Annotated in this window: 11 protein-coding genes; 3 read left to right on the top strand and 8 right to left on the bottom strand. The window is 42.8% G+C overall.

Annotated elements, in window-relative coordinates; all coding sequences use genetic code 11:
* Nucleotides 1-421: 421 nt before the first annotated feature.
* A complete protein-coding gene (gene sds, locus HWQ37_RS06465) occupies nucleotides 422-1,393 on the bottom strand; it encodes a solanesyl diphosphate synthase (RefSeq protein ID WP_292745069.1) in 972 nt (323 codons plus the stop codon).
* 950 nt (nucleotides 1,394-2,343) lie between these two features.
* On the opposite strand from sds, the gene HWQ37_RS06460 reads away from it, so the two are divergent.
* On the top strand, nucleotides 2,344-2,541 hold the full coding sequence (locus tag HWQ37_RS06460; RefSeq protein WP_292745067.1) for a hypothetical protein: 198 nt from the start codon (nucleotides 2,344-2,346) through the stop codon (nucleotides 2,539-2,541).
* A gap of 207 nt (nucleotides 2,542-2,748) precedes the next feature.
* On the opposite strand, the gene HWQ37_RS06455 is transcribed toward HWQ37_RS06460, so the two are convergent.
* The 3 genes from HWQ37_RS06455 to HWQ37_RS06445 all read right to left on the bottom strand — a co-directional run bounded on the left by HWQ37_RS06455 (nucleotide 2,749) and on the right by HWQ37_RS06445 (nucleotide 6,526).
* Nucleotides 2,749-3,435, bottom strand: coding sequence for a Bpu10I family restriction endonuclease (locus HWQ37_RS06455; protein ID WP_292745065.1), 687 nt, complete (start codon nucleotides 3,433-3,435; stop codon nucleotides 2,749-2,751).
* Between the two features lie 163 nt (nucleotides 3,436-3,598).
* Complete coding sequence (gene murI, locus HWQ37_RS06450; protein WP_292745063.1) at nucleotides 3,599-4,465, bottom strand: glutamate racemase; 867 nt, start codon at nucleotides 4,463-4,465, stop codon at nucleotides 3,599-3,601.
* A 129-nt stretch (nucleotides 4,466-4,594) separates the two neighbouring features.
* Nucleotides 4,595-6,526 (bottom strand): N-acetylmuramoyl-L-alanine amidase, encoded by a 1,932-nt coding sequence (locus HWQ37_RS06445; RefSeq protein WP_292745061.1) that lies wholly within the window; start codon nucleotides 6,524-6,526, stop codon nucleotides 4,595-4,597.
* Between the two features lie 212 nt (nucleotides 6,527-6,738).
* Between HWQ37_RS06445 and HWQ37_RS06440 the strand changes: the two genes are divergently transcribed.
* The gene (locus HWQ37_RS06440; protein WP_292745059.1) at nucleotides 6,739-6,921 is read left to right on the top strand and encodes a hypothetical protein; all 183 of its coding nucleotides are present in this window, start codon (nucleotides 6,739-6,741) and stop codon (nucleotides 6,919-6,921) included.
* Between the two features lie 32 nt (nucleotides 6,922-6,953).
* Here HWQ37_RS06440 and HWQ37_RS06435 read toward each other — a convergent pair whose 3' ends face one another.
* Together HWQ37_RS06435 and HWQ37_RS06430 are read right to left on the bottom strand one after the other, a co-directional pair.
* A complete protein-coding gene (locus HWQ37_RS06435; protein ID WP_292745057.1) occupies nucleotides 6,954-8,834 on the bottom strand; it encodes an N-acetylmuramoyl-L-alanine amidase in 1,881 nt (626 codons plus the stop codon).
* A gap of 590 nt (nucleotides 8,835-9,424) precedes the next feature.
* A complete protein-coding gene (locus tag HWQ37_RS06430) occupies nucleotides 9,425-10,894 on the bottom strand; it encodes a cation:proton antiporter (protein WP_292745055.1) in 1,470 nt (489 codons plus the stop codon).
* A gap of 299 nt (nucleotides 10,895-11,193) precedes the next feature.
* Between HWQ37_RS06430 and HWQ37_RS06425 the strand changes: the two genes are divergently transcribed.
* Nucleotides 11,194-11,940: an SIMPL domain-containing protein gene (locus tag HWQ37_RS06425; RefSeq protein ID WP_292745075.1), complete on the top strand. Its 747-nt coding sequence runs from the start codon at nucleotides 11,194-11,196 to the stop codon at nucleotides 11,938-11,940.
* An 82-nt stretch (nucleotides 11,941-12,022) separates the two neighbouring features.
* Here HWQ37_RS06425 and HWQ37_RS06420 read toward each other — a convergent pair whose 3' ends face one another.
* The gene (locus HWQ37_RS06420) at nucleotides 12,023-12,172 is read right to left on the bottom strand and encodes a hypothetical protein (RefSeq protein ID WP_292745053.1); all 150 of its coding nucleotides are present in this window, start codon (nucleotides 12,170-12,172) and stop codon (nucleotides 12,023-12,025) included.
* A 29-nt stretch (nucleotides 12,173-12,201) separates the two neighbouring features.
* The gene (locus tag HWQ37_RS06415; RefSeq protein WP_292745073.1) at nucleotides 12,202-12,564 is read right to left on the bottom strand and encodes a single-stranded DNA-binding protein; all 363 of its coding nucleotides are present in this window, start codon (nucleotides 12,562-12,564) and stop codon (nucleotides 12,202-12,204) included.
* Between the last annotated feature and the right edge of the window lie 167 nt (nucleotides 12,565-12,731).

Raw genomic sequence — 12,731 nt, 5'->3', positions numbered from 1 at the left:
ACTCTTCGTTAAACCTAAAATTGATTAAAAAACAGTTATCAGTGAACATTTTTCCGTTTTCAAGTTTTAGTTTCTCAATCAACTAGAGTCCCATTAAGAACTTTCCCATAAAAAAATATCCCATTCTTTATTGTGAGATGCCCAGTAAGCAAAAGCGGACAAGTCTTTATAGTGCAATACGCTTGGGTTAAGCAGTTTTTTCCTTCTCTTTCTTTTCACTGCGTCCTCTGCGCCACCCTGCGGGAAGCCGCAAAGCGTCTACTGCGGTTCGTAAAAAAAATGACCTTGACAAAGACTGCTAGCCTTAACCCAAGCGTATTGACTTATATCAGGATGTTGGGTTACGCAAAGCCTCCACCCAACCTACATTTTTTTTGCAACTAACACAAAACGTAATTACGAATTACGAATTACGAATTACTTAATAGAGGCGACTCAGTGTGTACTCAGCGATGTTAATCAATGCCTGATGTGATTCTGATGGTGAGAGAACTGCAAGATGTTCAATTGCCAACTTAGCATGGTGAGCAGCCAAATCTCGCGCCTGTTGTATACCTTGACTATCTTGAATCAGTACTAGTGCTTGCTCTAAATCTCCTTCTTGAGCAAACTCTCGTTCAATCAGCACTTCCAAAGATGGTTTTTGGGCTAAAGCAAATAAAACAGGTGCAGTTAGATTACCACTTTTGAGATCCGACCCCACTGGTTTACCCAAGGTATCTGCTGTACTAGTGAAATCTAGAATGTCATCAACAATTTGAAATGCTATACCAAAATGACGACCATAGCTATACAGATGCTCAACAGTTTCTCGTGAGACTTCACTGAGCAATCCAGCTGCTTTAGAACTATTGGCGATTAACGAAGCTGTTTTGTAATAACTCTTCTCAATGTAAGTTTCAATAGAGATACCAGTATCAAAACGATTTAGTCCCTGCTGAATCTCCCCAGTAGCCAGATCCATAATGACTTCTGAGAGCAGTTTCACCACCTCCAAATTGTCCAAGTTTGCTAAATACCAGGACGATTGGGCAAAGAGAAAATCTCCTGCTAAGATGGCAATGCGGTTCCCGAACAAACTATGAACAGTGGGAACTCCTCGCCGCACGTCTGATTCATCTACCACATCATCATGTACCAAGCTTGCTGTGTGAATCATTTCTGTAATCTCAGCAAGGCGGCGGTGACGCGGCGTAATCTCTTGTTCTAACATTGTCGCCCGCGATATTAGCAGGACAATTGCTGGTCTGATACGCTTTCCCCCAGCACCGAATAAATGCTCGGCTGCTGCAAACAGAATGGGGTGGCGATTTCCAACTAGCTGTTTTAGGTTATCTGCTAGTAGTCGCAGGTCTGCTTCCACAGGGGTAAACAGGGAGGTGGCTGGGGTCATGGATGGGCGGACTCTGACTTAGGTTACGAAAGTTTACATATCCTACACTCATTTTAAGATAACCCTGTGCCAGCGCAAAGTTTTCATCAGGTAATCCCATTTTTATGAGTCTATGGGTGATAATTAAGGTTGCTGATATATTTGTCAATAAGCAATTATGCTTAATTTGTGGTTAATTAAACTTTAAACTAACTTAAAACATCAATTCTCAGTACACTGGATTAACGTCAGATGAAATTGTGTTAAGTAGTTTCTCATCTCACCTTTTCTGCCACAGTTAAAAACATAATTTAGGCAATGTTACTTATTGACAAAATGAATGTAGCTTAAATTGGTCGCCAGTTGGTAAGACTAAATTTCTCCAAGACTGAAGTGTAGCTCTTCAAAAAATTTGAAATTTAGCAGCCGAATACGCTCAAAATTCAGGGTCGTTGTGTTACGCTAAAATATAGGAATTTTAAATTTTGTAAGATATTCACGCCCGTAAAGTTAAGTCGGCTACTAGTTGATTTTACTGAGTTAAGGTCGTGAGTCTAAAATAAATGTTCGTCGGTTAAATTAAGGAAATAATTTCTTTGATTTTTCCTGCGATCGCGCGAAACTCCAGGTTTGGAGCGATGCAATATCCCTATGGGAAGCCGCTACACGTATTTAGCGCACGTTGAGCGCAAGATTTGCTCTACTTACATCCGTTTGAGCAAAAATAAAGCAGATCGAGTAGACCGATGAGAATCGTAGTTTTAGGTTGCCCTTTGGCAATCTAACTGCTGTGGGATCTATGGTCTGCAATAATTTGTGTTAGACAATAAATTTTTCTGTCCGTAGAGAGTTTTATCTCTATAGGTAACTTTGCTATATGAAACTACAGCCATCAAGAATGCACTTGCTTGGCTGAGGTTCTACTAATTTTATGTAATTTTATATTCCTTTAGAAGGGTGCTAGTAGAACAATGATTTACGGAAGTATGTCTATGATGATTTTTATTTTAGCCTCTGGATACTTGTTCACAGTCTACCTGTTATTAGCACTGGCGAAGCGGACGGGTACTAAGACTGTTGGAACAAGTTTTTCTTCATCTACCCAAGCAAAACAGAAGCAGGAGATATCAGTAAGGACAAAGGTGACTCAAGCAGTTAATAGTCAGTAGTTGGGAGTGAGGAGTTAGGAGTTAGGAGTTATTAATTCAAAACTTTTAACTCCTAATACTGATTAAATCTGAGGTTGCTCCCGAACAAGGGATTTTGCCCCTTGCCTTATCAAGCTTGATTTTGATTCTGTACAGTTTCACCAGGAATTGGTATAAAGCTCTTCTAGCTCGAAATCCGTGGTTTTTTGCCAAAAAATATAAAAAACATTAGAAATGCCCCTGGTCTAAAACATTTTCCATTGATGGACTTGTATCGTCAATTAGAACTTGAATCTTATCGATCATCCTTTGAAATAGGTCAGGGTAGTACTTAGAAGAATCCAAAAAGTCTAGATATTCCTGTCTGTGAAGTTGCCTTTCCTCTGGTGTTCGATACTCTTGTCGAATATTAGAAGACATACGCTTAGTTTTTTGCACGATCAAAACATCATCAATTTGAGTTGAAATTATTGAAATTGGTGCCATATCAAGAAATTCACAAATCAGAAAATATAAAGATCCAGGAACAGCTATCTTTAAATCTCTACTTGTTGCCACTGCTTCTTGAAACATAGCCTTATCTAAATTTGTTTTGCATTCCGCACAAACATATCCAAGATGTGATTTAATCAACTTATAGTCTTTAAACTCTGGATCAAAGGATGACTTTAAATATAACCTTTTGCCAAGTATAAAATCCTGATTTTTAGTTCTAATGCTTGGTTCACCACCTTGTCCGAGATTTCCAAGAGAAGATAGAAAACTAAGTCCAGAGAACGTACTTCTTGGTCCTAACTCGAAAGAATCATCTATTCCTTGCAAACCACCGAAAACTAGTTGTGGCAAAAATTCTTCCAGGATAGTATTATCTAGCTTTAGCTGCCCCTTCTGTCTATACAAAAAGTTATCAGTCACACAGTGCTTGGAGTTATGCTAAACCGCGTCCATTTTGAAAACTGGAGTTTTAAGGAGAGTATATTAATCAGCCTTGGCTTGAGTTTTGTGCTTTACCCTGATGACAAAAAACTACAGTTTTCAAGGTAGACGAGGTTTAACTTCTTATTTGCTTCACATAGTTTTATTGGAGTTGGGAAATAGCGATATCAGTGAAGGAAACCTCTTCAACCATTGGGGTATAGCCTAGCCACTGCACTCCTGACTGGGAAAACTGTTGCGGACAACCGCTAACAGCGAAGCGAGTTGGCAATGGGAGATGAGTATTTCTTAAGCCTAGTAAATCTAGTTCTTGGGCGCAAGCTGCTACAACGTGAACAGCTGGATCGACCAACTGGACTTGAGAAGGCAGGAGCGATCGCAGTACTGGTGTAAGATGAGGATAATGAGTACAGCCGTGAACTAAAGTATCGATTTCCTGCTCTAATAAAGGCTCTAAGTAGGTTCGTGCTACTTCAGCAGTGTAAGGATCGTGAATGCGGTTTTGCTCAATCAGTGGTACAAACTCTGGGCATCCAACTTGCCAGACTTGGACATCAGGAGCAATTTCGAGTATGGCGTGCTTATAAGCATTACTCTTAGCTGTCGCTGGAGTGGCAATTACACCAATCCGCTTTCCTTGCTGCACCGCAGCTTTTGCACCCGGTAGAATTACTCCCAAAATGGGTATGCTGAATTCTTCACGGACGGTTTCTAAGGCTAGGGCGGAACTGGTGTTACAAGCCATAATTACCATTTTTACCTGCTGCTGTTGTAGCCAGGTAATAATTTCGCGGGTAAATCGTAAAATTTCTGCTTGTGAGCGAATTCCGTAAGGAAGTCTGGCTGTATCCCCAAAATAAATAATTGATTCATTGGGGAGTTGTCGATAGAGTTGTCGTAGTACTGTTAGCCCACCCACACCACTATCAAAGATGCCGATTGGGGCGCGTTGGGGTTCTTGATCAGAAAAATCGTCAAGATTCCCTTCAAAGATGGAAGATGAATACACAGGCAGATATTAATTTAGGTTTTGGGATTTAAAATACAGAATTTAGCAGACAATCTCCAACTTGACCACTAAATTCTGCACGTCAAAGAAGTTTAAATACCACCTCTTTAATTAGTAATTTGTAGTATATTACCTCTGGTGTAAGTATTTGAGAATGCCTTGAGCGATCGCTTCTGCCATCCGATTTTGATATTCTGGTGTTCCTAATCTAGGATTATCCTCATAACCAGTCATATAGCCTGTTTCCACTAAAATAGCAGGTATAGAGTTTTTTCTGAGAACGTAGAATCTAGCTTTGCGAGTTCCCCGGTCTTTGATAGTACCGATATCCTGAAGGATGGTTTTACGAACTACTTCAGCCAGACCATAACCACTATCGTAATAATATACTTCTAACCCATTGACATCAGGGCGATTATCAACAGAATTAGCGTGAATGCTGACAAACAAAGTCGCATTAACTCGCTTGGTAATGTCTACCCGTCCCTGAAGTTCTACGAAAAAGTCAGCATCTCGCGTTAGCACCGCTTGTACACCATTTTGCTCTAAAATGGCTCCTACCCTTTTACCAATAGGCAGAATTACATCCTTTTCTAAAAGTCCCCCCAAACCAGGAGCGCCTGAGTCTTTTCCACCATGTCCGGGGTCAATAACTACTACCAATTTCCCTTTAGGAACAGAGGTGCGTGGCCGTGACTGGGAGATGGTACGAGGATTATCTGTGGGGTTTGGTAATTGACCTTGGTCTGGCAATGGTAGGGGAGGTAAAGCAATGGGCGGTGTGATACTGCTGCTACCAGAGCGTCGTAATTCTAAAGCTAAAAGCTCGTCGCCAACCTGGTTGAGTTCCCCAATTTGCACCCCGGCGGCTGGTTGAACCAAAACAGTGACAGTGTTGGATTCTTGTGGTTGTAAGCGTACACGCAGAATCGGGCTATTAGGATTAAAAGTAGGGCCTGTAACTTTGGGAGCTAACTTAGCATTGTTAATAGTAATGCGGAACAGACCAGATGATCTATCCCAGCCGCCTGTAGCAGATAAAGCTTGGTCGGCTCTAATCAGTAGTTGTGTGCCATTATTAGCCAGTTGCACAGACTGAATGGTAGCAGTTGAGTTGTTACTAGGTGGTATGGGACGTTGATTGTTACTTCCGGGCAATTGGGCAACGCCACGACTGGGTAGAACCACGAAACCACCAACACTGCTAGTAGTTGCTCGCCAATTTGGACTATTTTCGTCTACCTGTAAAGTCAGACGAACAACAGATGGGCTGGTTTGCAGTTGGGTAAACTGGATACGGCTGACACCATAGCGATTAATCGGCAAATCTCGCTGCTCTAGATTTGGTGATAAAGTTGCGCCAGCAATGTCGATGTTGATTGCTTTTTGATCGTTGCTGCGATTTACCTGAATCCGAGGATTGCCACCACTTGTAGCAATGAAAAAACCATCACCTGTGACTTGCAATTTCTCAATTTGAGTAACTCTGGCAACAAAGGTTCTGTTATTAGGTGGATTAACAGAGTCGGTTGTCACCACATTGTAAATATTCCTTGGGGGAAATGCTGGTGTAGATGTTCTCGGTGAATTTGCCGTGGCTAGAGCTTGTTCTGGTTGCCCCGTAGTATTTCTTGAGGGTACATTGTCGGCTTCTGGCGTAGGTAATTGCACTGTCCAGCGTTCCCGAGGTGTCCCCGCAGAGGATTCCCCAGTTGTGCCTACAAATCGCACTCCTTTCGGGTCTAAACTATAACCAGGAGTGAGTTCAACTACTATGCGCGTTGTTTGTTCATCAAACTGCCCAACACGAATCGAACGAATTGCACCGCCTACCTGTTGGGTTAGCTGCGGGCGGCCAAATGTGGTTCCTGGTAAATCAATTACCAAACGAGTGGGGTTAAAAATTAGTTGTGCTTGGGGTTGAACATTCCCTTGAGTATTAATTTCCAGCTTGTTTTGATTGGCATCAAAACGCCAAGATTCAAGTCTCGCGGCCATTGCCGGCGACGATAGCATGAAGATGGTTCCAATAGTACTGGATAGTAACCAGCGTAATTTCACAGTCTTTTCTCCTGATTCACATTTATGGGAGCCGTCAACATCTCAACATATTGGCAAATCCTCACACCGTCACCGCGCACCTTGAGTTTTGCGCTGTTATTAAGACACAGCTAATGGCGTAAAATATAGCACGCTCCTCTGATTTTGCCATGCCATTAGCCTATATAAATTAGACTGCCAATTTTAAATTTTAGATTCCCGATTTGAGTTTTATGCCAAACTATCGTCCAGCTACATTAACACCTCTTGTAGGTGATACAAATCCAAAATCCAAAATCCAAAATTTGTTGACTTGCAAAGCATCAGATGACAATAACAAAGAAGCTACTCCTATCCCGCCGCAAGAATACTTAAATTGTTTTACTACTAAATTGGATAAAAATGGTAAAGATTAGATGTATTTACTCAATATTTTCAACTAAATTACTTATCTTCTCTTGAGATACTGAAGAACACCACGAGCGATCGCTTCTGCCATTTGATTTTGGTAAGCTGAGGTTCTGAGTCTAGCCATATCCTCTCGACCAGTCATATAACCCGTTTCCACGAGAATGGAAGGCATAGAACTTTTTCTGAGGACATAAAATCTGGCTCGTCGCACTCCCCTGTCTTTGAGAGTACCAATACTTTGCAGAATGCTACTACGGACAATACGAGCTAGATCCAGTCCGCTATCGTAATAATAGACTTCCAAACCATTAACATCGGGACGACTCGCACCTGCTGAATTAGCGTGGATGCTAACAAACACATCAGCGTTTGCTCGCTCTGCTAATTGCACCCGTCCCGGCAGGGTAACAAAATAGTCAGAATCCCTCGTCATAATTACTTGTACGCCATTTTTCTGCAAAATCTCAGCAAGTCTCTTACCAATAGGCAAAATAACATCTTTTTCGCGGGCTCCTCCAATGCCAAGCGCTCCTGAATCTTTACCGCCATGTCCGGGGTCAATAATCACTACCACTCGCCCATTGGTAACTCGGCGCTGTGGTTGTATTAGGCGTTGAGGATTTGGATTGTTTGGGTCTGGGAATGGGCCGCGATTTGGCGGTGGTAGCCCAGGTAAAGCAAAGGGTGGTCTTCCGGGGAGGGTGACAAATCGCCGAGAAGCTTGTATTGGTAAGGCTAAAAGCTGGTCGCCGATTTGCTGGGGTTGTCCAAGTTGCACTCCTCCTGCTGGTTGAACTAAAACAACCACTGTATTGGGTGATTGAGATTGCAGACGTACCCGAAGAATGGGGCTATTGGCAGCAAAGGTAGGGCCTGTAACTCTGGGAGCTAACTTGGCATTGGTAATTGTGACGCGGAAGATACCTGATGATCTATCCCAGGTTCCCGTAGCAGATAAATTTTGGTTGCCTCTAATTAGCAGTTGTGTGCCATTATCAGCAAGTTGCACAGACTCAATTGTGGCTGGCGAGTTATTGACAGATGGTCTACTGGGAAAGGAAACGGCTTCTGACTGATTGTCGGAATTATTACTACTAGGTAATCTGACAACGCGACTAGGTAGAACTATCAAACCACCGTCGTTACTATTAGTTGCTCGCCAATCTGGGCTATTTTTATCTACCCGCAAAGTTAGGCGGACACCAGGAGGTTGAGTTTGCAATGAGGTGAATTCGACGCGGCTAATACCATGTTTGTTAACGGGTATACTACTTTGCTGCGTCAGACTTGGTGATAAAGATGCACCAGAAATATCTACGAAGATGGTAGCGCGATCGCGGCTGCGAATTACCTGAATCGGCGGATTACCACCACTGGTACGAATGAATAAACCATCACCTGTTACTTGTAAATGCTCAATTTGAGTCGCTCCACGTGTAGTAGTAGCAACCCTGGAAATACTAGGTTGAGGTTCCGAGTCTGGGGTGACGACACTGTAAGCACTTCTAGGAGAAGAAGCTACTTTTTCAACTTCTGGTTTAGGTAATTGCACCGTCCAGCGATCGCCAGTTGTACCCACAAATTGCACTCGTTTGGGGTCTAAAGTGTAACCAGGAGTCAGTTCGACAACTATACGTGTTGTATCTACATCAAACTGTCCAACACGAATTGAGCGAATTCCACCACCCACCTGTTGGGTTAATTGCGGACGACCAAATGTAGTTCCCGGCAAATCAATTACCAGCCGAGTTGGATTGAAAATTAATTGTGCTTGGGGTTGAACTGCTCCCACAGTATTAATTTCCAGCCTGTTTTGATTGGCATCAAAACGCCAAGATTCAAGCCTCGCTGCCATTACTGGCGACGATAGCATGAAGATAGTTCCAATAGTGCTGGGTAGTAACCAGTGTAATTTCACAGTCCTTTCTCCTAATTCACATTCATGGGAGCCATCAATATCTCAACTCATTGGTAAATCATCACACCATCACCACCCCAACTTGACCTCTGAATCCCTTTTTTGATTTTTAAGTTGGTATTTAGACACACTTAAATCAGTTATCAGGTTTCAAATTAAGTTTAAATCCCCATGCGAAATATTCCACCTTTAGAGGTGTAAGACTTTGATTCCCAATAAAGCTAAAAAACTGATAATTGATAGCTGTTTACTGATAAGTGTTTGTTCTTTGTTGCCATCGATGCACTGAGTCAATAATTCCCATTACGTCCAACGATCTAGCAAAATTTATGGGTGTTACTCCCCAATTATCTGAAAAATATTTAGATAAAGGCTCACAAGCTGAGGGAGACTGAAAATAAGTAACATTCTGAATGCTGGTAGAAATTATAAACAAACGATTATTCTACAATCACACGGGACGGTGATTTGAGGATAGAAGTTTCCAGGGGAGAATTGGGGGCAGGAGGCAGGGGAGGCAGGGGAGGCAGGGGGAGAAGAATTAATAACCAATGCCCAATGCCCAATGCCCAATTCCCAATTACCAATAATTAACGATCGCTAGAATCTGGGGTTACTTCCATATCATTTGATGCTGGTATCCTAGATTGAGGTGGTTCAATTACCAACGAAGTCCCAGAGGAACCGTCTAAAATTAGTTGCTCTGAGCCTCCGTCCACAGTTTTTGGATCTGGAAACACAAATCGTAACAAGGGAGGAGCTAGAAAGGTTGTCAAGATAACCATCATGATAATTGCTGCTCCTAATGGTTTCGAGAGAGCGCCACTGGCAGCGCCGACACCAGCAAAGACTAACCCAACCTCGCCTCTAGGAATCATCCCCACACCGATCGCTAAACGGTTGATTTCCGGTTGACCAAACACGCTTAAGCCTGTGATTACTTTACCGAGAATGGCTACTGTAATCAGGAAGGTTGCCATAATTAGACCTTCACGATTGTCGGGAATTGCTGGGTTTAAAACTCCCAAATCGGTTTTTGCCCCAACAGTGACAAAGAAAATTGGTACTAACATATCGGCGATGGGACAAACTTGTGTTTGCAGTTCTTTACGCTTTTCTGTCTCTTCTAAGACTAAACCGGCTGCAAAAGCTCCCAGAATTGCTTCTAAGTGGATGACAGAGGCCAGGTATGCCATAGCAAAGGCGAAGATGAATGCTGGTATCACCAATCCACCTCGGGTTTTGAGTTGATCAGCGATCGCTACAAAAGACTTATTGAAAACATTGCCTAGTAGGATTGCTCCCAAAATAAAACCAGTGGCGCTGATAATCAAATAAATGACTTTGCTGACATCCACCACGCCGTCTTTGGCTAAACTGGCAACTACCGCTAAAACGATGATTCCCAGTACATCATCAATTACGGCAGCACCCAAAATAATCTGCCCTTCTTTAGAATTAAGTCGCCCCAATTCTGACAGTACCTTAGACGTAATACCAATACTAGTAGCAGTCAAAGCCGCCCCTGCAAAAATGGCGGGTACTGCACTAATACCAAACAAAGTCATCAATCCTACAGTACCAGCCGCAAAGGGTACTACTACCCCCACTACTGCAACGACACTAGCTTGGATACCAACTGCCATTAAGTCTTTTAAATTCGACTCCAAGCCGATTTCAAAGAGCAAGATGATCACACCCAATTCTGCCAAAACGGAAACGACCTCAGACTGGGCTGCATACACGGCTGGAGTGGCTTCAGGCGTTAACCCAGCAGTGGTTTGAAGGAAGGACATGATTAAAGAGTTAGAACCGTCTGTGCCGCCTTGTGGAAACACCAAAAGGTGGAAAACAGAGATGCCAACTACCACACCGCCTAGCAGTTCGCCTAAGACAGGCGGGAAACCCACTTGGTTTGATAACTCTCCACCAACTTTGCTGGCGAGGTAAATAACCACTAAGCTTAATAGCACTGCTGCTACTACCATTGAACTGTCTGCGGCTTGTGTTGCGCTGGCCAGCAGAGGAAAAGAGAAGTTGATTGGATCTAACAAATGCATGGGTTCTCTGAAAATCCTTCTCTTTGATTCTGACGTGTTTCTGAAAAACATCCTATGAAGACATAATTTCTGACTTCTGACTCCTGGGTGCTGAAATGGTTACATTTTTTTAGTTTCCAAAAATGTAACCATTTTAGCTTTTGACGATCGCAGTGTCAAAGTAAGAACATACAAATCGTATCTAGCGATCGCACTTGAGTTGTGAAAAACTAATGGTGGCTGTTGACTCTCAACTACCACCAGAAGATTGCTACATACCTTTATTCAAAACATCTGTGCATACTTTGAGGAGTGCAAATATGACGACTAGAGCCGCTTTACCCGGTTCTCAGTTTCCATCGGGAAACTCGTGGAAAATACTGCCTTTAGCGATGCTTGTATGTGCAACTTTTGTACTACCTGCATTCGCACAAGAAAAAGATAAATTGTGGCGAACCCTTAGTGTCAGTGGTCGTGGAGTAGAAACAATTCCAACAACCCTGGCGCAAGTTAGTTTAGGTGTAGAGATTCAGGGGAAAACAGCCCAGGAGGTACAGCAAGAAGCTGCTCAGAGGTCATCGGCGGTGGTTGCGTTTCTCAAGAGCAAAAATGTTGAAAAATTACAAACCACTGGTATCCGTCTCAACCCAGTTTACAGCTACACCAATAATGTGCAGAGGATTACAGGCTATTCTGCCAATAACACTGTGAGTTTTAGTATTCCTGTTGAGCAAGCTGGCACATTATTGGATGATGCAGTCAAAGCCGGTGCAACACAAATTAACGGCATTAGTTTTGTTGCGAATGATGAAGCGATCGCAGTTGCTCAAAAGCAAGCATTAAAAGAAGCTACTCAAGATGCGCGCCAGCAAGCTGATGCCGTTTTCAGCGCCTTGGGTTTTAAATCTAAAGAAATAGTCAGCATTCAAGTTAATAATGCCAGTGCGCCTCCGCCACCACCAATGTTTTTGCGGGCTGAGGCTGCCAAATCAGCTGATGCTTCCACCCCGATTGTTGGTGGTGAACAGCAAGTAGAAGCATCGGTAACGCTGCAAATTAGTTATTAGTCATTTGTCATTTGTAAAGGCAAAGGACTAATAATCAATCCCCAATGCCCCAATGGCACTAAGAAAAGCTATAAGCTTTGCCCTAACTGGTTCCCAGCCTCCAGGCTGGGAACCCATTCTCGGAGGCTCCGCCTCCAGTGGCTTGACCAGAGGCAGAGCCTCTTGGAATACATTCCCAGTCTTCAGACTGGGAACGAGGTGACACAAGCCTTTCGCCTTTTTTTAGTGCCATTCGCCCAATGCCCAATGCCCAATATCTAATTAAAAATGTTCTGGAGACATATCTCCCGTTCCTCCGTCTCCATCTTGCTTAGAACCCAATAAGTCCACTTGATCTACTAGAATAACTGGTTTAGACCGGCTGACTCCTGTTTGGCGATCGCTCCAAGCGTCGAACTTCAGCGAACCTTTAACGGCAATTTGTTTACCTTTTTGCACATAATTCTTTGCAAACTCTGCTGTCTTTCCCCATAGTTCCAACTCGAACCAGTCAGGTTGATCGCTGTTACGCGATCGCCTTTTTACTGCTAGTGTCAATCTACACTTCACACTACCAGACTCAAAATACTTAATCTCTGGGTCGCCGCCTACACGACCAATGAGGTTGACAACATTAATACTCATCGTGTTACCTTTCAGTACTGGTGTACTCATTAATTCCGACTTTCATCATAGCGAATTGTGAAAGACTTGAAAATAATGTGTTAAACAGTTAACAATATAATTGACTTGAAAATTTATACACACTATTTGGAGTAAACACATAAAAGTATACGGATATACTAAGTTAA

Origin of the sequence: Nostoc sp. NMS4, assembly GCF_017115095.1 — a bacterium.
In the GTDB taxonomy this organism is placed as follows: domain Bacteria; phylum Cyanobacteriota; class Cyanobacteriia; order Cyanobacteriales; family Nostocaceae; genus Nostoc.
The sequence above is the reverse complement of the archived record's forward strand: the minus strand, read 5'-3'. Positions and strand labels throughout refer to the sequence as shown.

Coding starts and splice junctions, on each gene's coding strand:
- sds (WP_292745069.1), bottom strand. CDS start 1,393: ATGACCCCAGCCACCTCCCTGTTTACCCCTGTGGAAGCAGACCTGCGA.
- HWQ37_RS06460 (WP_292745067.1), top strand. CDS start 2,344: ATGATTTACGGAAGTATGTCTATGATGATTTTTATTTTAGCCTCTGGA.
- HWQ37_RS06440 (WP_292745059.1), top strand. CDS start 6,739: ATGCCAAACTATCGTCCAGCTACATTAACACCTCTTGTAGGTGATACA.
- HWQ37_RS06430 (WP_292745055.1), bottom strand. CDS start 10,894: ATGCATTTGTTAGATCCAATCAACTTCTCTTTTCCTCTGCTGGCCAGC.
- HWQ37_RS06425 (WP_292745075.1), top strand. CDS start 11,194: ATGACGACTAGAGCCGCTTTACCCGGTTCTCAGTTTCCATCGGGAAAC.
- HWQ37_RS06420 (WP_292745053.1), bottom strand. CDS start 12,172: ATGGCACTAAAAAAAGGCGAAAGGCTTGTGTCACCTCGTTCCCAGTCT.
- HWQ37_RS06415 (WP_292745073.1), bottom strand. CDS start 12,564: ATGAGTATTAATGTTGTCAACCTCATTGGTCGTGTAGGCGGCGACCCA.